Below are 19,471 nucleotides of genomic sequence, written 5' to 3'. Positions count from 1 at the left end.
GAGGCATCATGGTATGCATGAGCGGCGAGATGAGCCGCCACGGATTACCCCCCCACTCCTCCAGCCGCGCCATCGGTTTATTCCACCCAAGGAGGTAGCAGGCAACCAGGAGTAACAACAGGTTGGCCAAAACGTAGACACCTATCTGAATAGGCATCCAGTGGGAGAACATCTCGGCCATTCCTCCAAGACTCCCCACGACGGCGCCGAGAATGCCGTAACTCGCCACGCGCCCAACATGCAGCGCCGTTCGCAGTTGCCCGGCATTTCCCCCCGCCGAAATGGCACCGAAGATTCCGCCGCACATTCCCACGCAATGCAATCCGCCCAGCAATCCCGCCAGGAACAAGCTGAGTACGATGCTTGTGTTCACCGTGCCTGCAACCATTTCGTCAGCGTGCTCGAAGCCGACGTCATGAGCCAGAAGATAAAAAAACCGATGGAGTAGACAGCCGTGCACCCGGCCTCGATGGGTTCGCCCAGAAAATGCAATTCCATGGGATCGAAGAACGTGAAGAAAACGCCTTCCGCCACCCCCGCGATGAGGAAGGACGGCCATAGAGTTTCTATCGTGGCTCGCATGCCGCGCGCTCCTATTGATCTTTGCGTAATTATCCCTCCCTCGCCCTCCGGGAGAGGGACCGAGGGTGAGGGAGGGATAATTACGCAAAGATCAATAGTCTTGAATACACGTCGCCGCTGGTGAATTCGATGAAGACGAACTGGCTGGTCTGCCCTTGCCGCCATCCCATCCGGTCCACTTTTTCCACCCCGGCCCGGTCGGAGTATCGGTCCAACTACTTCCACCGTCGTGCCAAATCTTCAATCCGAGAGGGTCTCGGTAACTGATCGGATTCCCCACGACATAGAGGTAGATATTGATTCCACCCGCAAGACTGATCGGATCTTCGCTGATGAATCTCGCCAATCCAGGGTGATAGTAGCGTGCCCGTAGTACATCAGTCCCGTGCCATCGTCCTCCCGCCCCGTGTAGGTCTGGGTATTGGCATTGGCCGCCCCGCTCATGGTTCGGGTTCCGTATGGGCCATAGGTGTATTCGTTGGATAGGGCTCCTGTGCCATCCGTTAACGCAAGGGTGCTGCCGAGCACATCGGTGAGCAACGTACTGCTCGTGGCCCCTTGCGTACTTGTCTAGACCTCGTAGATGCCCAGCCGGGTGAGCAGGTTGGCGGTCACCGTGGCGCCGTTCTTCTCCTGCACGAAGTTGAGCTCGTCGTAGATATCACGGAAAGTACCCTGTCGTTTTTGCCTCGTCCGTGAATTCCGTGTATTCCGTGGTTAATGCCTTTTCTCTCTTAGAGACGGCCTATGGTCACCAAAGACTCCACCACTTGCGGCTCTTCTTCAGGTCCGCGACCTTGAGTTTGCTGTTGGGGTAGTTCAGGCTAAGTAGCCGCTGCGCATCGGCGCGCAGATCTTGCACGCCCATGGCATCGTAGGCGGCCACCATCACCAGCAACGCGCGCTCCACCGCGGGCGATTGCGGGTAGTTGGTCAATACGAATTGAGCCCGGTTGACGGCCGCCACATAGGCCTGCCGGCGCAGGTAATACTCGGCTGTGCGTACTTCGCCCCCGGCCAGGGTGTTCACCAGGTAGGTCATGCGCGCGGTGGAATCGGCGGCGTAACGGCTCCGCGGAAACCGGGTCACCACCTCCCTAAAGGCATCGAAGGACTCGCGCGCGGCCTTGGGATCGCGGTCGCTCAAATCGCTCTGAAACAGCCCGCCGATCAAACCAAGATCTTCATGAAAGTTGATCAATCCCTTCAAATAGTACGCATAGTCCACATTGGGATGATCAGGATGCAGCTTGATGAAGCGGTCGGCAGCCGCCAAGGCTTGCACGGTTTCATTGTCCTTGAAATGGGCGTAGGCAATTTCGAGTTCGGCTTGCTGGGCATGGCGCCCATAGGGATAGCGCGACTGGAGTTTCTCGTAGAGCGTGATGGCCTTCTTGTAATTGCCGGCGGTGAGTTCGGCCTTCGCCTCGCTGTAGATCTTGTCGGGCGGCCAATCTTTCGTCTCATCGTGAGGGGTACTCGCGCAGGCGGACAATAGCCACAACAGCAATACGGCTAAACTACGGGTCATGCTTGGATCCTTGGAAGGAAAAGCCATTTTCGGCGACGGCCGCAATGATAACAAGAGTGCTGCCATACCAGATACGCCACCTACAACCGCATTACACGCGCTGATACCGGCCAGTTACGCCGGCTTGCGATTGGACCAGGCACTCGCTCGCTTGTTTCCGGACTACTCGCGCTCCTTGCTCCAATCGTGGGTCAAGGAGGGGTTAGTGCAAGTCAATGGCCTCACCCTCGAAGCCAAGAATAAGATATGGGGTGGCGAAAAGGTCGTTTTGCACGCCGTCGCGCGCCCTGGGCTGGAAGCACAGCCACAGGACATCGCGCTCGACATCGTCCATGAAGATGACTCTCTCATCGTGATCGACAAGCCGCCCGGGCTGGTGGTTCACCCAGGCAACGGTAACGTGAACGGCACGCTGATGAATGCGCTTCTGTTTCACGCACCGGCGCTGGCAAACCTGCCACGCGCTGGCATCGTGCACCGGCTGGACAAGGATACGAGCGGTTTGATGGCCATCGCGAAGACCGAACAATGCCATGCGCACCTCGTGAGCCAGCTTCAAGCACGTAGCGTGACGCGGATTTATCACGCCATAGCCGTGGGCCAAACACCGCCCATCGGCAAGGTGAGCGCGGCCATCGGGCGCCATCCCACGCAGCGGACCAAGATGGCCGCGATCGAGCAAGGCAGGGCAGCCACTACGCACTTTCGCACCTTGAAGCAGACGCCCCTATGGAGCTTGCTGGAGTGCAAGCTGGAAACCGGCCGCACCCACCAGATCCGGGTTCATATGGCTCACCTGGGCTTTCCGCTCATCGGTGACCGCACCTATGGCAGCCGCTCGCGCGAAGGGAAACTGCCCCTCGTGGCGCGCCAGTTCGCACGCCAAGCCTTGCACGCCGCCCAACTCGCGTTGGTCCATCCCGCCATGGGACAAGAGATGCGATGGCAGCGCCCAGCGCCGGAGGATTTTCAGCAGTTGTTGGCCGCGCTCGAACGCGCCGCGTCCGCGCCGGCATGAATCCTAGCACTCCCTGGATCTGGCCGCGGTGGCCCGCGCCGAAAAATGTGCGGGCCCTCATCACTACGCGCCAAGGCGGAGTCAGTCTTGGGCCTTACGCCAGCATGAATTTAGGAACGGCCGTGAACGACGAACCCGCGACGGTGGACGCCAACCGGGCGCTACTGCGCTCGCACTTGCCCAGCGATCCATGCTGGCTACGGCAAGTGCATGGCACACGCGTTGTCGATGCGGCGCAATGGCACGGCGGAATCGAGGCAGACGGCTGCGTCACTCGCGGCACCAACGTGGTGTGCGCGGTGATGAGCGCCGACTGCATTCCCGTTTTGTTGTGCGACATTGATGGGCGCGCCGTGGCGGCGGCGCACGCCGGTTGGCGCGGGCTAAGCGCGGGAATACTCGAATCGGCGGTACGGGCCATGGGCGTTTCACCGGCGTCGCTCCATGCTTATCTGGGCCCCGCCATTGGCCCGCGCGCCTTCGAGGTGGGGAACGATGTCCACGAAACCTTCACCGCGCGTGACCCGCGGGCTGCCAGTGCATTTCAAGGCATTGGCCGGGGTAAGTGGCTGTGCGATTTGTTTCAACTGGCGCGGCAGCGCCTCACGGATCTGGGAGTCCGGAGCATCCATGGGGGCGAGCACTGCACCTACTCGAACCCGGAACTTTTTTACTCCCACAGGCGCGACAAGGTTACGGGCAGAATGGCGGCCTTGATATGGATCTCGGCCTAGGAATAAAACCTCATCATGTCCACGCTCGCCTGGATTATCTGTAGCACCGCCTTGGGCGGCGTGTTGAGCGTTGCCGCCGCGGCGCTGATCGCGCGCTACACCGATCTCGTGCGCGTACCGGTGTTTATCAGTTACGCCGTGGGGGCAATGCTGGGAGCGGTGTTCCTGGAGATTTTGCCGCACGCCATCGAAGTGTCCGTGTCGGTGCAAGCCTTGTTCGGCACGGTGCTGGGCGGCATCTTGTTTTTCTTCTTGCTGGAGAAGCTCGTGCTCTGGCGCCACCATCACGAATCCGAGTGGGAACACGAGCACGGCTCCCACGCTCATCACGATCATGCCCAACCGCGCGGCGCGGCCATGATCACCATCGGCGACACCATTCATAACTTCGTCGATGGCGTGCTGGTGGCGGCCACCTTCATGGCGGACACCGATGTGGGCATTGTCGTGGCGCTCGCCATTGTCGCGCACGAAATTCCCCAAGAGTTGGGCGACTTCCTGGTTTTGTTGCATTCTGGAATGAGCCGTGGCAAGGCGCTCTTGCTCAACCTTGTATCCAGCTTCGCCATGGTGATAGGCGGCGTCCTGGGCTACTTCACCTTGGGCTTCCTGAAGGGCATGATCGGGCCCTTGCTCGGGTTCGTTGCAGCCAGCATGCTTTACGTCGCCGTCGCCGATTTGATTCCCGGGTTGCACCGGCGCTTGGAAATGCGCGCCACGGTGCAACAAATCATGCTCATCGGGCTGGGCGTGATCACCGTTCCCCTGGTGCGGTGGGTCACCGGGCACACTTGAGGACTCCTCCTCTTTTCGATCTTCTGCCGCATCTGGCGGAAATACCAAGGCGGCTAGGAGAACTGATGCCGCGCATGGCGGATGCCGCGCTACGCCAGCACGAGGAAGTGGCCCAACTGCACGCGCGCTTCGAGGCGCGTCGCGAGGCGTTGTGGCGAAGCTTCTTGCAAGCGCGATCCCCCGCGCCGCCACGGGGCCCAGCCGACACCCGCTTTGCCTCCAAGCTCTGGCGGGATATCCCCTATTTCGATTACCTCTCGCAAAATTATTTGCTCGCCAGCCAGTGGATCATGGAGCTGGTGGAGACATTGAATCTCGCGCCCAAGCAAAAGGAGCAACTTCGTTTCGTGGCGCGGCAATGGACCGAAGCGCTCTGCCCCGCGAATTTCGCGGCCACGAACCAGGAAGTCATCGCGCGGGCCATCGAGACACGAGGTGAAAGCTTCACGCATGGGCAATCCAATTTCCAGCACGACTGGGAGCGCGCGCGCTTACGTATGTGCGATGAATCCGCCTTCTAGGTGGGCCGCAACCTCGCCACCACGGCGGGGTCGGTGATCCACGAGAACGAGCTGGTTCAACTGATCCAATACCAACCGCGCACGCCCCGCGTTGCGCGCACCCCTTTGCTGGTCGTCCCGCCCTTCATCAACAAGTACTACATTCTGGATCTCGCGCCGGAGAATTCTTTCGTGCGCTACGCGCTAGATCAAGGGTTGCAGGTGTTCATGATCTCCTGGCGGAACATTCCCCCGGAATTGGGAAAGCTCGGCTGGGAAGACTACGTGCAAAACGGTATCGCCGCGGCAGCCGGTACGGTCTTGGCATTGACCGGGTGCGAGAAGCTCCACGCGCTGGGCTTTTGCGTGGGCGGAAGCCTTCTGGCAAGTGCCTTGGCGTCCGCAGTGCCGCCCGCGAAAGCGGCCAGCCTCACATTGCTCGCGTCATTGCTGGATTTCGCGGACCCAGGGGAAATCGGTGTTTACATCTATGAGCATTACGCCAGCCAGTGCGAATCCCAATACGCCCATGGCGGCGTGGTGCCAGGCGCGCAACTGGCATCCGCCTTCGCTAGCCTGCGCTCGCGCGATCTCATCTGGAAATTCGCAGTGGAAAACTATTTGATGGGCGAGACGCCAGCGCCCTTCGACCTGTTGTACTGGAACAGCGATAGCGCCAATCTCCCCGGCCGCCTGTACGCTTGGTACTTGCGTTATTGCTATCTGGAGAACAAGCTCAAGATTCCGCGGGCGCTGAGCATCGGGGGACATGCTTGCGATTTGTCCCGGCTGCGCATGCCGTGCTTCGTGCTGGGGACGGAACTCGATCACATCGTTCCCTGGAAGTCCGCGTACGCGAGTGCCCAGTTGCTGGGAGGAAACGTGGAGTTCGTGCTGGGCAGCAGCGGCCATATCGCCGGCGTGGTGAGCCCGCCCAACTTGGGGCGCAGGAGCTATCGCACCTCGGGGCCGGCATTGTCATCAGCGGAGCAATGGCTGGCCGCCAGTCACTCCCACGGCGGCAGTTGGTGGCCCCATTGGATCCAATGGCTGGGCCGCCAAGAATCCCACAAGACCCGCAGGGCGGCACCCAAGACCTTAGGCAACAAGACCTTCCCGCCCATCGAACCCGCGCCAGGCCGTTACGTGCGGGGCTAATCCTATACTATGCTACTGGCGCATTGCGGCACAGCTTGCGCGCCCGCTAGGCTGGGCTGGCGAGCCGAATATCAATGCGATGCACCACACAGGGACAGCGACGATGAGCGAAGACGTGAGGTTGATCAAGAAGTACCCCAACCGCCGCCTTTACGACACGGCCACCAGCGCCTACATCACGCTAGCGGACGTCAAGAAACTGGTGCTGGAGAAAGTGGCGTTCAAGGTCGTGGACGCCAAGACCAACGAGGATTTGACGCGCAGCATTCTTCTTCAGATCATTCTGTACGAGGAGGCGGCTGGCGCACCCATCTTCTCCAGCGATTTTCTCGCGCAGATCATTCGCTTCTACGGCAACGCCATGCAGGGGATGATGGGCAGCTTCCTGGAGAAAAACATCCACACTTTCTTGGACGTTCAAACCAAGCTGCGCGAGCAATCCGCCGGGAAACTGGGCGAATCGCTCAATGCCGAAGCCTGGGGCCAGTTCTTGCAGATGCAGGGGCCCGCCATTCAAGGCCTCATGAGCAATTACCTGGAGCGTAGCGCGCAAACCTTCGTCGATATGCAGCAGCAGTGGCAACGCCAGACCCAAAACCTGTTCAGCACTTTTCCCTTTCCGGGATTTCCCAGCCCCCCCGGTTCCGATGGCTCCAAGCCGGACGGCGGCAAAACTTAACTAACGAGCAGTCCCATGCCCAAGCGCGCCCGCGCGCCCAAGGTCGGCTTCGTGTCCTTGGGGTGCCCCAAGGCTTTGGTCGACTCCGAGCGCATCCTGACGCAGTTGCGTGCCGAAGGGTATGCCATCAGCCCGAGTTACGACGGCGCCGATCTGGTGATCGTGAACACTTGCGGCTTTATCGATGCCGCGGTGGAAGAATCCCTCGATGCCATTGGCGAGGCCCTGGACCAAAACGGCAAGGTCATCGTCACCGGTTGCCTGGGCGCCAAGGGCAACGTGGTGCGAGAGGCGCACCCCAAGGTGCTGGCCGTCACCGGCCCCCACGCCATGGACGAAGTCATGCAGGCAGTGCACAAACATCTGCCGCAACCGCACGACCCCTACACGAGCCTGATTCCCGCGCAAGGCATCAAGCTCACGCCGAGCCACTACGCCTATCTGAAAATTTCCGAAGGTTGCAATCATCGTTGCACGTTTTGCATCATCCCATCCATGCGCGGCGATTTGGTGAGCCGGCCTGTGGGCGAGGTCATGCAAGAGGCTGAGAATCTGGTGAAAGCAGGCGTGAAGGAACTGCTCGTCATCTCACAGGACACCAGCGCTTACGGCGTGGATATCAAATATCGAGCGGGGTTTTGGAATGGCAAACCCCTCAAAACTCGCATGTCCAGCCTAGCGCAAGCGTTGGGCGAGCTAGGCGTATGGGTGCGGCTGCATTATGTCTACCCGTATCCTAGCGTGGACGATGTCATCCCGCTCATGGCGGATAACAAGATCCTGCCCTATATCGACGTGCCGTTTCAGCATGCCAGCCCGCGCATTCTCAAGCTGATGAAGCGCCCAGCCAACGCCGAGAATACGTTGGAGCGCATCGCCAGGTGGCGCGAGATCTGTCCCGCGATCACCTTGCGCAGCACCTTCATCGTGGGATTCCCTGGGGAGACGCACGCCGAGTTCGAACAACTCCTGAGCTTCCTGCAAGAAGCCCAGCTTGACCGGGTGGGCTGTTTCGCCTACTCGCCGGTGGAAGGGGCCACGGCCAACGAATTGCCCGGTCCTGTCCCCGAAGAACTAAAGGAGGAGCGCCGCGCTCGATTCATGGAAGTACAATCTAGCATCAGCACCCGCCGCCTGCAAGACAAGGTGGGCAAGACCATGCAAGTGCTGGTCGACGAGGTGACGAACGGCCATGGCAAGGGTACGAACGGCCATGGCCGTGGGCGAAGCTCCGCCGACGCACCCGAGATCGACGGCGTGGTTCATATCGAAGCGGCGGCGGGTATCAAGGCCGGTGACTTCGCCACCGTTCGCATCGAGCGCGCCGGCACACACGATCTGTGGGGTGTACTGGCAGGGGGTGTGACAGGGCGGTGAGTCTTGCCGCCTCATTGCGCGCTTGGGCACGGCGCATCAAGGCCGATACCATCACGCTTTGGTTCTGCGCCCGGCACCCGCAAACACCATTGGCCGCGAAACTCCTCGCCTTATTCCTGGCGGCCTACGCCTTTAGTCCCATCGATCTCATTCCGGATTTCATTCCGGTTCTGGGATTGCTCGATGAGTTGATATTGCTACCTCTGGGTATTGCCCTTTGCGTCAAAATCGTTCCAGCGGCGATCATCGACGAGTGCCGCCTCCAGGCCGAGAACTGGAGCACGCAACCACGTCCCCGAAGCTACGCCGGGGCTGCGGTGATCGTGCTCATCTGGAGTTTGGCCCTGTGGGCGTGCTGGTTTTGGCTGGCGTAGCTACTCGCCTTTGCTAATCACGAAGCTGGTAGCTTCGTAGGGGATGTGGCACACGAAGCAGTTCTTCATGTCCTTCACCACGCGCTGGTTCTGGTCCCCGCCCTTGAAGGCTTCGAATCCCCAGCCCCCGGTCTGCGCGTACTTGGTGGCGTTACGGATCATCGTGGCAATCACCTTGCGCTCCCCTTGTTTGGTCGTATTATTGTCGCCTTCCACGGCCTTGAAACGATCCACGGCAAAGACGGCGCCATCGGCGTATTTGCCCGTCTTGAGCCCTTCGCGCGCGGCGGCATTGGCGTAGATATGCTGAATGCCGATGTTTGCCTCGGGGCTGTGCCCTGGTAGATTCACCGTGGTATGGTGGTGGACCAGGTGCGATACCCTTCGGGAAAGTGTACCTGGCCGTCATCGGCCATGACGCCCGCGCAAGCTAGGGCGCAAAGCCCGGTGAGCAGCAATAATTTCTTCATCGAATCCTCCAGTAGTGGCTTGAACAGCGCCGCATTGTCTGGCCTAACGCCGCCATGCGCAAGCGGACTTTATTTTATACGGGGCCAGCGATTTTATTGGGCCTGCGCGGCATCTCCTGGGCGAAGAATGCCTCCACGTCTTCCACCCGGCGCGTACGCCGCATGGCGGGAAGGCTTTGCCACATGCGCCGGCCGTAGGGCTTGCTCACCAACCGGGTATCGCAGATCATCAACACGCCCCGGTCGGCTTCGTCGCGAATCAAACGCCCCGCGCCCTGCTTGAGCGCGATCACCGCTTCGGGCACCTGGTACTCCATGAAGGCGTTGTGCCCTTGCTCGTTCAGGTGCTTCACGCGGGCGGCCACGACGGGATCGTCTGGCGCCGCGAAGGGCAGCCGGTCTATCATCACCACGGAGAGCGCTTCACCGCGCACGTCCACGCCTTCCCAAAAAGATTGGCTTGCCACTAACACGGCATTGCCCAGTTTGCGAAAGCGCTCCAGCAATTCGCTCTTGGACCCTTGCCCCTGGAGCAACAGAGGGAAGTCCCAGCCCTTTTGCGCGAAGCGCTCCACGAGCTGCCCGTGCACCTCGCGCATGGCGCGCAGGCTGGTGAACAACAAGAAGGCGCGCCCGCGGCTGGCCTGGATCACCGGCACCACCGCCTCCACCACCGCGTCGATGTAGTGCTCGGAATTCGGGTTGGGCATCTCGGTAGGCACGTACAAAAGGCCTTGCTTGGGGTAGTCGAAGGGGCTGTCCCACGAGTGGCACGCCGCCGCATCGAGCCCGAGGGCCGACTGAAAATGGGCGAAATTCCCGCGCACGGACAAAGTCGCCGAGGTAAAAATCCAAGCGCGCTGGCGGCCTTCCAGTTGGCGGCGAAAGATATCCGCCACGGACAACGGCGTGCTATGCAATTGCAGGCTTTGCGCGAACAATTCTCCCCAGCGCACCACCTCGCTGGATTGCGCAAGACGCCAATCGCCGATGGACGCGCTCAATTCCAGCGCGCGAGCCAAACAGTTGGCCAGGCCCTCGCTGCGTTCGGCTTGCTTTTCCAATTCCGCGCGTAACTCTTCCAAGGCAACGTCCAATCCTCCCAGGGCGCTCTTGAACTCGTCATCGTCGTCCAACTGCTGCCCGGTGCGGCGCCCTGATTCGCCCTTCACGGCCAGGCGCAGATCACGCGCCGCCTTTTCCAGCGCGGCCACGGCATTCGGTAACGGCGCATAGTCCTTCGCGGCGGCCGCTGCTTCCATCTTGGTGTCGCGTGCGAGTTCGATGACTTGCGAAGTCGAAATGGTTTTTCCAAAGAATACGCTCGCCGTATCGCGCAATTGGTGCGCCTCGTCGAAAATGACCGTGTTGCAACTGGGCAGCAATTCCGATACGCCTTCGTCGCGCAGCGCCATGTCCGCGAAAAACAAATGGTGATTCACCACCACCAAGTCCGCCGCCAAGGCGCGCTTGCGCGCTTCCATCACGAAGCAGTCCTTGTAATTGGGGCAATCGCTCCCAAGACAATTCTCGCGCGTGGAGGTCACTTGCTGCCACACGGTGGCATCCTCGGGAACATCCGTCAGCTCGCCGCGGTCTCCGGTGGCGCTATTTTTCGCGAAGCTCTTGATGAGTTTGAGGTACTGCACATCCGAGCGATTGATGAACCGGCCCTCCTCCTCCGCGCGCTTTAGATAGTAATGGCACACATAATTGGCCCGGCCCTTGAGCAGCGCCACGTTGACGCTCACCTGCAAAGCCGCTCGCACGGTGGGCACGTCGCGGTTGAAGAGCTGGTCTTGCAGCGTCTTGGTTCCCGTGGACAGAATCACCTTGCCGCCCGCCAGTAGCGCGGGAACCAGATAGGCAAAGGTCTTTCCCGTGCCGGTGCCCGCCTCGGCCACGAGCATTTCGCCACTCTCGATGGTTTTCAGCACCGCCTTCGCCATCTCCACTTGTTGCGCGCGCATGCGAAATTCGCCCACGGCTCGCGCCAGCGGTCCTTTTTCGGAGAAAATGAAATCTAAATCGGTCACAAGTCTAGGACGGTAATGAACATCGAATCGCGGCAAGCGAGCTTGCCAGCGGAAATCGAAGCGGCACGCGAACTCTTTCTCGAATACCAACGAAGCTTGGGCATCGATCTTCATGGTTTCCAGCAAGAGCTTGCCGCCCTCCCCGGCCCCTATGCGCCGCCGCGGGGGCGACTATACCTCGCAATGGGCCAATGAAAAAACCCGTCTCCAACCGAGTGAGCCTTGGGCGGGCGCTATCCAAACTGGGCTACTGTTCCCGCACGAAAGCCGCTGTCCTCATCGCCGAAGGGTCTGTGAGCGTGGACGGAAGACCCAGCCTAGACGCAAATCACCGGCTGGACCTGGCGCGCGCGAAGATTTCGGTACACGGCAAGGTTTTGGGTAAATCCGAACACGTGTACATCATGCTCAATAAGCCGCGTGGCTTGGTCACCACCCGCTCCGACGAACGAGACCGTGACACGGTGTATCGCTGCTTTGAAGGGACCACTATTACCCACATTGCCCCAGTGGGCCGCCTCGACAAGGCCAGCGAAGGTTTACTGCTCTTCACAAACGATACGCAGTGGGCCAATTCCATTACCTCGCCCGCGTCCTGCCTCGATAAGGTCTATCACGTGCAGATCGGCACCCTCGCAAGCGAGGCGCTATTAACGCAGTTGCAAGATGGAATCCAGTCGGGCGGAGAAACCCTTGGCGTCAAGCATGCGCATGTGCTTCGGCAAGGGGAGAGAAATGGCTGGCTGGAGATCACCCTGGACGAAGGCAAGAACCGCCAGATCCGCCGGATATTCGAAGCGCTGGATATCGAGGTGCTGCGCTTGATCCGTATTGCCATGGGCTCTGTGCGGCTCGAAGATTTGGGTAAGGGAAAGTGGCGCCATTTGTCGCCGGAGGAAACCACAGGCATTCGTAAGCCGGCTTCAGCAAGGGAGTAACTTCCCGAAACCGATGCGTGCAACCCGGGGGATTCATCCTCCGCTTCCCTATAGAATCCAAGCATGAGCACTGCCCCCGTCACGCCGCGCCCGGCGGCCACCCTGATCCTCGTTCGCGATGCCGGTGCCAGCCTCGAAGTGCTCATGGCACGGCGCACGCACTTAGCGGAATTCGCCAGCGGCGCCTACGTGTTCCCTGGTGGTGCCGTCGATGAAGCCGATCGCGGCACGGACATTGCCGCCCTTTGCACGGGCTTGGACGACGCCGCCGCCAGCCAGCACCTAGGTGTCGAGCGGGGCGGCCTGGGTTACTGGATCGCGGCCATTCGCGAATCCTTCGAGGAAGCGGGGCTCTTGTTGGCGCACGACAACGAAGGGGAACTCGTTCGCATTGCCGCGCACGAACAAGATATTTTCGATGCCGCTCGCCGTGCCATCGCGGGGGGCGAAGCGACCTTGCACGGGTTCGCGCAGGCGCGCTCGCTGCGGCTTGCCACCGATCGCATCCACTACTTCAGTCATTGGATTACGCAGGCGGGCCGGCCCCGGCGCTACGACACTCGCTTCTTCTTGGCGCAAGCCCCGTCGCACCAGCTTCCCTCGCACGATGGCTCGGAGCTTGTGCATCATGTCTGGATCACGCCCGAGGATGCCCTCGGCCGGCACCGGCGCGGCGAGTTCAACATGCTGTTCCCAACCATGAAGACACTCGAAGCGCTGTCCAGGCTAAATACCGTGGCGGCGGCCATTGACTATGCGCGCTCGCCGCGGCCCATGCCGCCCATGGAACCCCGTGCAGGCACCGGCCGTGAAGGCAAGAAGTTTCTCGTGCCCGGCGACCATGCGTACGCCGAACTCGGCAAACTCGATCCCGAGCAGAAGGGCACGGCGTCCTACGAGATCACCCCTGGCGTGGTCGTGCACCTATCGGAGCGTGTGCGCCGTATCACCGCCCCGAACCCCGGCATGATGACGGGGCCCGGTACCAACACCTATCTCATCGGCAACGCAGACAGCGGTATCGCCGTCATCGACCCAGGCCCGTCCGATGAGCGGCACACCGAGGTCATCATCGAGGCCGCCGGCGGTCCCATCCGCTGGATCCTGTGCACGCATACCCATAAGGATCACTCACCGGGTGCGCAATATTTGAAAGCCCGCACCGGGGCGCTCACCCATGGCATGGCCGCTAAGTTTCCGGAAAATCAAGACTCCAGCTTCGTGCCGGATATCGCATGGAAAGAGGGTGATACCTACTCCATGGCCGGATGCACTTTGCGCGTGCTGCACACACCGGGTCACGCTTCCAACCAAGTGTGCATCCTCCTCGAGGAAGAGGGCATGCTCTTCACCGGCGATCACATCATGCAAGGCTCCACCGTGGTCATCAATCCCCCCGATGGCAACATGACCGAATACTTTGCATCGCTGGAACGCTTACTCCGCGAGCCACTGAATTGGCTAGCACCCGGCCATGGTTTTCTCATGGCGCGCCCCCATGAGATGGTGGAACGGCTCATCACGCACCGCCGGGCACGCGAGAACAAGGTCATCAACACATTACGCCAAGCGGGTACCGCAACCGCCGAGGAATTGCTGGCGGTGGTCTACGACGACACGCCCGCCCGTCTGCACGCCTGGGCCGCGCGCTCCCTCCTCGCGCACCTGCAAAAGCTGGAGGCGGGCGGGCGCGCCACCCAATCCGCCGGACGTTGGTCCTTGGTCTGACTTACAGGCGCGCCATCACCTGGCGCGCGAAGGTCTCCACCATGCGGTATTGATTCACCACGCTGGGCAGGAACATGATCTGGCTCAAACCCTGCCGGGCGAGATCCCCGATGATCTCCACGAGTTCGGTTGGCGTGCCCGCGAGCGCGACCGCGCGCACCAGCTCGGGGGTCACCAGCGCGGCTTCATCCTCGCGCATGTAGGTGTAGTGGGAATCGTGTATGCGTAGATGCCGAATGGCAAGAGGCACGTCCTTCAACAAGGCGCAGTAACGCTCCCAGATGGAGCGCATGAACGGCGGGGGATCTCCCCCGGCACGCATCCATTTGTCGTAAGCGTAATGCACTGACGCCATGATGCCAGGCCCATACTCGCGAACGATGCGATCGGAATTGAGCGCCTCGCCAAGTTCTTGCACGATCACGGAGGTGAGCGCGCAGGTATGGAAATCCTTCAGAGAGCGTGCGCTGCGCGCCGCGCCTTCTCGCACATGCTGGAGTGCGTCCGCCACCGTCGGAACGCGAGGAATGGAGAACACCAACCCGTCTCCCGCCTCCCCCGCCAATTCCATGGCGCGCGGCCCAAAACCCGAAACGTACATGGGAATTCGCGGCTCGATGGCATAGAAACCAAACTCACGCATCATCAACTCGATGGGCGCCGTGCGGCCTTGATAGGTATAGTCCACGCGCTTGCCGTCCAATAGCCCTCTCACGACCCGCAAATACTCCGCGAACTCGCCAATCTTCATCGGCGGCTGGCCCATCAACCGCATGGCCGTGTTGCCCGTGCCGATCCCGAGAAAGGTCCGCCCCGGAGCCAACTGGTTGATCGTGGCGATCGCATTCGCGGTCACGGGCGCCAGCCGTGTGGGCGCGATGGCCACGCCAGTGCCAATCTTGATCGTGCGCGTCTGCCGCGCCACCAGCGCCAGCGTGGCCCAACAGTCCGAAAAAATCATCTGCGTGTCGGTGACCCAGGCATGGCTGTAACCCAGATTCTCCGCGTACGCGGCAATGCCGGTTTCGTCGATCTTGTTGGAAATGCAGACTCCGAATTGCATTAACCGACTCCTCATTAGATGGTGCTATCGGTCCGCCTTGGCGCGGACCATTGCTCAACCATTGGTCATCGCATGATGATACTGCGCAGAAGCGGCGCGAGCGTCTAGTTGCCTTTGTAGCACCAATGTGCTACTTTTCAATTTTAATTTGGGGCCACTCTATGTCTACGACAACCATCAGGCTTCCGGATGATTTAAAGGCTCGCGTCGCCCTTGCCGCCGAACGTTCTGGTACTTCCGCCCACAGCTTCATTCTGGAAGCAATAGCGGAGAAGGCGGATCAAGCAGAACGACACGCTGACTTTCTAGGTACCGCCGAACGGCGCTTCGCCGGTCTTACGGCTTCGGGCAAGGCGATCCCTTGGGAACAAATGCGGCGGTATCTTCAAGACCGAATCGCCGGAAAACCGGCTGCTCGCCCGGCGGCAAGAAAACTCGCCAGCTGAGAATGGCCCGGATCGAGCTGGCCTCCGAAATTCAAGAAGACTTCGACCGAATTCTCGATCACCTCTCAGAACATGATGTAGCAAATCCTTTGGGCCGCATTATCGAAATCGTCGAGGCAATAGACGTACTCGAACACAATCCGCTGATCGGAAGACCCGTTTCAGCAGACCCCCGGGAATTGGTAATCGGACGCCGTAGCCACGGCTATGTGGCGTTGTACCGCTACATCGAGCAAATCGATACGGTTTTCGTACTCGCCATACGAAGCCAGCGGGAAGCGGGTTACGGCAGAGAATGATGCCATCCAAAACGTCTACCGGCGACAACGGAAACCGGTCCGGACGGACTTGGGGAGCGGATCGGACCACCGTAATTTATTGATGTAGCCCGCTTAGCCAGAAAATTTGTGGTGAATTTCGCTCTTGGCCCTACGTTTTCCTCACCAAATCACGCACGCTACGGAAGTTGCAAGCACTGCCTCGCGCCAATTGCGATTTATCGCCCAGCCAAGTGCCGCATAGCACCCACCGGTGCCAGGAGCGCGAATTCTTACTCAAGTGAAGGGCGGGGGCAGCCCGGCGGCTGGTTACTTTTTCTTGCTTGCCCAAGCAAAAGTAACCAAAAAGAAGGGCACCCCGATGCCGCTTGATTCCTGCGCTGCCCATCGCTTCGAGTAACGCAGGGTACCCCGCAAGGGGCGGTTCAGTTGGGGCGGCCTTTTTTCGCTTACCTTTTTTGGCCGCGCAAAAAAGGTAAGTAGCTGCCGGGCTACCCCCGGCGATTTTTCGCGCGCTTATAGGCGGACTCGAAACGACCCGACGAGGACTCTTGGACTGAATACCAGACTTATGTGTCCGACCACGGCGTCCTCACCTCACACCCTGACCACGATCTTGCCGAATTGGTTGTTGGATTCCATGTACCTGTGCGCGTCGGCGATGCGGTCCAGCGTAAACGCCGCCGGATCGATGATGGGTTTCAATACCCCGGACGCCAACCCAGAGAGCACAAATTCCTTCGCCCGGCTAAGCGACGCAGCCTGCATGGTGAATTCGAACAACGCGAAAGCACGCACCCAAAGGCCTTTTTGAAATGACGCATAGAGCGGAAATGGCGTGGGACGCGCGTCCAACAATCCATAGATAAACATCTTGGCATCGTGGGCCGCGGCCTGTGCCAGTGTGTCAACGTAAGGCCCGCTGACTGGATCGAATATGATGTTTGCACCCTTTCCACCAGTTACTGCCATGACGCGAACCGCGAGGTCTTCTTGCTCGGTCACCACGACATGATCGGCGCCCGCGATGAGGAGTTTGGCCTTTTTGTCCGGCTTGCGCGTTGCCGCGATGGCCATGGCGCCACAGGCCTTGGCGATTTGAAGCGCAGCCAAACCTACGCTGCTACTCGCGGCGGTGACTAGTACCGCTTGCCCCTCTTTCAATCTTCCCAATTCCACCAGTCCGCACCACGCGGTGATGTACTGCATCCAAATGGCGGCCCCCTGCCCCGCACTTAGGTTCGCCGGATAAGTGGTCACCGCATGTGCCGGCATGTTGGCCACTTCGCCGTAACTACCATACTGCGCCATGCTGAAGGCAGGGATAGAACTCACCCGGTCGCCCGCCTTGAAATCCGTCACACCTGCGCCCACGGACTCGACGACACCCGAGCACTCATAGCCCAAGCTGGAAGGAAACTGTGGGGCTTCCAGATACTGGCCCGCACGAAACATACACTCGGCGCGGTTCAAGCCCACGGCCTGCACCTTGATGCGAACATCTCCTTGCCCGGGAGGCGCCACATCGACTTCTTCGATCTTTAGAACTTCCGGACCGCCAGTTTGATGGAAACGAACCACACGCGCCATGGCATTCTCCAGTTAAGGCTGTTGATGAGGGATGATAACCTAGCCTTGGTGGCGAAGCATTTTCAATGTGGAAAGGCCTCTGTCGCCATCAAGTCTGGAGCGTCTGGGCGCATGAAGCTCGTCAAGGTGGACACAACCTGACTCCCTGCACATACAGGGCACAAGGCTGCCGCAGCCCTACACCAGCTTCCCAGGATTCATCAGATTGTTTGGATCCAACGTCCGTTTCACGGCCCGCATCATATCCATCTCGACCTCACTCTTGTAGCGCCGGGCCTCGTCGCGCTTGACGGTGCCAAGGCCGTGCTCGGCGCTGATGCTGCCACCCAGTTCATGCACCAGATCGTGGACAAGAGCGTTGATGCGTGATGTTTGTTCGGCGAAGGCCTCGTCGGTCCCGCTTAGTGGGCGGCTGATGTTGTAGTGCAGATTGCCGTCGCCAAGATGCCCGAAGGGCGTGAGCCGTAACCCGGGAAGGGCCGGTTCCAGGCGTTCTCGCGCCCGGCGCAGGAATTCTGGGATGCGGGAGACTGGAACCGAGATGTCGTGCTTGATGCTGTACCCCTCCCGGGTCAGTGCTTCCGGGACATGCTCGCGAAGGGACCACAAGCGCTTGGCTTGCCCCGCGCTTTGTGCCACGACACCATCTCCCATCCGGCCCGCTTCCACCTGCCCGGCGAGAAACTCGGTCAAGCGCTCGTGCACGGCTTCCTCGTTATCGGAGAGTTCCAGCAGCACATGCCACGGAAACTGCCCCTGCATGGGCCGCTGGCTACCGGGAATGTGCGCGAGCACGAATGACAGAGGCAAATCCGATATGAGTTCGAAGGCAGTGAGGCGGGTTCCAAAGGTATCTTGCACGGCGGACAAAATAGCCACCGCATCCTCTGGGCTCGCCACGCCTAGCCACGCCACCGCATGCACTTTAGGCAGGGGAAAGAGCTTCAATACCGCTGCGGTGATGATGCCCAAGGTACCCTCGCCGCCGATGAACAACTGCTTCAGGTCATAGCCAGTGTTGTCCTTGCGCAAGCCCCGTAGACCGTCCCACACCTGCCCGCCGGCCAGCACCACTTCCAGCCCGAGGGTCAACTCTCGCGCATTACCGTAGCGCAGCACGTGCACGCCACCGGCATTGGTGGAAAGATTCCCGCCGATCTGGCAACTGCCCTCGGCGGCGAGGCTGAGCGGAAATAGGCGGCCCGCCTCCTCCGCCACGCCCTGCAAATCTTGCAAGATGCAACCGGCTTCCACGGTCATGGTGTTATTGTCCGTGTCGATGGCACGCACGCGCTTCATGCGTTTCAGGTTGATCACCACGCTTTGCCCGCTCGCGTCCGGGGTCGCGCCCCCGCACAAGCCGGTATTGCCACCTTGCGGAACCATGGGTACATTGGCGGCGTAACAGGCGGCCACCACCGCGGACACCTGCGCCGTATCCCGTGGCATGACCACGCATAGCGCATTGCCGCGAAGCCGCTTTCTCCAATCGACAACGTAGGGCTCAATGCCGGAAGGCGCGGTCACGACACCGCCTGGACCGGCAATTGCACTGAGTTGCTCAACCAAATGTGCTGGGCTCATCATGAATGATCGATTCATTGGAAGGTGGGCATTATAGGTATCCAGGATTTCAAACCGTGCTAAGCGCGCATCACACGGCACCGTGGTTGACGGTGCCCAACCTCATTACCTTGGGCAGGCTCCTTCTGGGCCCGGCCGCCGCGTGGGCAATTTTCGAGGCAGCCTACTCGCTGGCGGCATGGTGTTTCATCGCGTCCAGCGTAAGCGATTGGCTGGACGGCTACCTCGCCCGCCGCTGGAACCAAGCATCGCGTTTGGGCGCTTTGCTCGACCCCATCGCCGATAATCTCATGACCTTCTGCATCGTGGTGGTTCTGGCCTGGGCTAACCATCTGCCCATGGAGGTGGCGATGATCCTCATCGCCCGCGATGCCCTGATCTTGGGTGCCGCCGTCTCATCCTGGCGGCTAACTGGAACCTTGGAATTTCCCCCGTCCAGACTCGGTAAGCTCCACACCGCCGTGGTGTTTACCGTCATGTCGGTGGTGATCGTGCAAATGGCGGGTTGGATAAGATTGGGGGATCTCCTTCCCAACTTGTTCATGGCGCCCGTCATCACCGCGGTGTTCTCCGGGGTTCACTACCTATGG

General features: G+C 60.3%; 21 protein-coding genes and 1 pseudogene. 13 read left to right on the top strand and 9 right to left on the bottom strand.

All coding sequences use genetic code 11. The features are described from left to right. From EXR36_11120 to EXR36_11105, 4 genes are all read right to left on the bottom strand, one after another. A partial coding sequence (locus EXR36_11120) for a sulfite exporter TauE/SafE family protein (GenBank protein ID MSQ60166.1) occupies window positions 1-388 on the bottom strand: 388 nt, incomplete at its 3' end. Beyond that, window positions 370-582 carry a hypothetical protein gene (locus tag EXR36_11115; protein MSQ60165.1) on the bottom strand — a complete coding sequence of 71 codons (213 nt, stop codon included), beginning with the start codon at window positions 580-582 and terminating at the stop codon, window positions 370-372. The genes EXR36_11115 and EXR36_11120, both read right to left, overlap by 19 nt. 91 nt (window positions 583-673) lie before the next feature. Then, complete coding sequence (locus EXR36_11110) at window positions 674-1,066, bottom strand: RHS repeat-associated core domain-containing protein (GenBank protein MSQ60164.1); 393 nt, start codon at window positions 1,064-1,066, stop codon at window positions 674-676. Between the two features lie 267 nt (window positions 1,067-1,333). Continuing rightward, window positions 1,334-2,113, bottom strand: coding sequence for an outer membrane protein assembly factor BamD (locus EXR36_11105; protein MSQ60163.1), 780 nt, complete (start codon window positions 2,111-2,113; stop codon window positions 1,334-1,336). Here EXR36_11105 and rluD point away from each other — a divergent pair. The 8 genes from rluD (at window position 2,112) to EXR36_11065 (ending at window position 8,748) form a co-directional block, all read left to right on the top strand. After that, a complete protein-coding gene (rluD, locus tag EXR36_11100; protein MSQ60162.1) occupies window positions 2,112-3,131 on the top strand; it encodes a 23S rRNA pseudouridine(1911/1915/1917) synthase RluD in 1,020 nt (339 codons plus the stop codon). The two genes, EXR36_11105 and rluD, sit on opposite strands and share 2 nt — an antisense overlap. Then, window positions 3,128-3,865, top strand: coding sequence for a peptidoglycan editing factor PgeF (pgeF, locus tag EXR36_11095; protein ID MSQ60161.1), 738 nt, complete (start codon window positions 3,128-3,130; stop codon window positions 3,863-3,865). The genes rluD and pgeF overlap by 4 nt, the downstream gene beginning before the upstream one ends. Window positions 3,866-3,880: 15 nt before the next feature. Beyond that, window positions 3,881-4,660, top strand: a complete 780-nt coding sequence (locus tag EXR36_11090; protein MSQ60160.1) for a ZIP family metal transporter — start codon at window positions 3,881-3,883, stop codon at window positions 4,658-4,660. A 65-nt stretch (window positions 4,661-4,725) separates the two neighbouring features. Next, entirely contained in the window at window positions 4,726-5,181 is a 456-nt protein-coding gene (locus EXR36_11085) for a hypothetical protein (protein ID MSQ60159.1), read from the top strand. Next, entirely contained in the window at window positions 5,182-6,318 is a 1,137-nt protein-coding gene (locus EXR36_11080) for an alpha/beta fold hydrolase (GenBank protein MSQ60158.1), read from the top strand. It begins immediately after the preceding gene. Between the two features lie 103 nt (window positions 6,319-6,421). Further along, window positions 6,422-6,997, top strand: coding sequence for a polyhydroxyalkanoate synthesis repressor PhaR (gene phaR / locus EXR36_11075; protein ID MSQ60157.1), 576 nt, complete (start codon window positions 6,422-6,424; stop codon window positions 6,995-6,997). Window positions 6,998-7,012: 15 nt separating this feature from the next. After that, window positions 7,013-8,374 carry a 30S ribosomal protein S12 methylthiotransferase RimO gene (gene rimO / locus EXR36_11070; protein ID MSQ60156.1) on the top strand — a complete coding sequence of 454 codons (1,362 nt, stop codon included), beginning with the start codon at window positions 7,013-7,015 and terminating at the stop codon, window positions 8,372-8,374. Further along, window positions 8,371-8,748, top strand: coding sequence for a DUF1232 domain-containing protein (locus tag EXR36_11065; protein MSQ60155.1), 378 nt, complete (start codon window positions 8,371-8,373; stop codon window positions 8,746-8,748). Before rimO ends, EXR36_11065 begins: the two co-directional genes overlap by 4 nt. On the opposite strand, the pseudogene EXR36_11060 reads toward EXR36_11065, so the two are convergent. Then, window positions 8,749-9,218, bottom strand: a pseudogene (locus tag EXR36_11060) (cytochrome C). Window positions 9,219-9,292: 74 nt separating this feature from the next. After that, window positions 9,293-11,368, bottom strand: coding sequence for an ATP-dependent DNA helicase (locus EXR36_11055; protein MSQ60154.1), 2,076 nt, complete (start codon window positions 11,366-11,368; stop codon window positions 9,293-9,295). Between the two features lie 77 nt (window positions 11,369-11,445). Between EXR36_11055 and EXR36_11050 the strand changes: the two genes are divergently transcribed. Next, window positions 11,446-12,192: an rRNA pseudouridine synthase gene (locus EXR36_11050; GenBank protein MSQ60153.1), complete on the top strand. Its 747-nt coding sequence runs from the start codon at window positions 11,446-11,448 to the stop codon at window positions 12,190-12,192. Window positions 12,193-12,255: 63 nt separating this feature from the next. Further along, entirely contained in the window at window positions 12,256-13,920 is a 1,665-nt protein-coding gene (locus EXR36_11045; GenBank protein ID MSQ60152.1) for an MBL fold metallo-hydrolase, read from the top strand. A gap of 1 nt (window position 13,921) precedes the next feature. Here the strand turns inward: EXR36_11045 and EXR36_11040 are convergent, their stop codons facing one another. Beyond that, window positions 13,922-14,998: an LLM class flavin-dependent oxidoreductase gene (locus EXR36_11040; GenBank protein MSQ60151.1), complete on the bottom strand. Its 1,077-nt coding sequence runs from the start codon at window positions 14,996-14,998 to the stop codon at window positions 13,922-13,924. Window positions 14,999-15,144: 146 nt separating this feature from the next. Here EXR36_11040 and EXR36_11035 point away from each other — a divergent pair, with 146 nt between their 5' ends. Then, window positions 15,145-15,429, top strand: a complete 285-nt coding sequence (locus EXR36_11035; GenBank protein ID MSQ60150.1) for a ribbon-helix-helix protein, CopG family — start codon at window positions 15,145-15,147, stop codon at window positions 15,427-15,429. 2 nt (window positions 15,430-15,431) lie between these two features. Then, window positions 15,432-15,728 carry a type II toxin-antitoxin system RelE/ParE family toxin gene (locus EXR36_11030; protein MSQ60149.1) on the top strand — a complete coding sequence of 99 codons (297 nt, stop codon included), beginning with the start codon at window positions 15,432-15,434 and terminating at the stop codon, window positions 15,726-15,728. A gap of 576 nt (window positions 15,729-16,304) precedes the next feature. On the opposite strand, the gene EXR36_11025 is transcribed toward EXR36_11030, so the two are convergent. Together EXR36_11025 and EXR36_11020 are read right to left on the bottom strand one after the other, a co-directional pair. Further along, on the bottom strand, window positions 16,305-17,297 hold the full coding sequence (locus EXR36_11025; GenBank protein MSQ60148.1) for an NADPH:quinone reductase: 993 nt from the start codon (window positions 17,295-17,297) through the stop codon (window positions 16,305-16,307). A 177-nt stretch (window positions 17,298-17,474) separates the two neighbouring features. After that, window positions 17,475-18,881, bottom strand: a complete 1,407-nt coding sequence (locus tag EXR36_11020) for an FAD-binding oxidoreductase (protein MSQ60147.1) — start codon at window positions 18,879-18,881, stop codon at window positions 17,475-17,477. Window positions 18,882-18,886: 5 nt separating this feature from the next. On the opposite strand from EXR36_11020, the gene EXR36_11015 reads away from it, so the two are divergent. Next, window positions 18,887-19,471 (top strand): CDP-alcohol phosphatidyltransferase family protein (locus EXR36_11015; GenBank protein MSQ60146.1); only part of this gene is annotated, 585 nt, incomplete at its 3' end.

The sequence above is a fragment of the Betaproteobacteria bacterium genome, assembly GCA_009693245.1.
In the GTDB taxonomy this organism is placed as follows: domain Bacteria; phylum Pseudomonadota; class Gammaproteobacteria; order Burkholderiales; family SHXO01; genus SHXO01.
The sequence above is the reverse complement of the archived record's forward strand: the minus strand, read 5'-3'. Positions and strand labels throughout refer to the sequence as shown.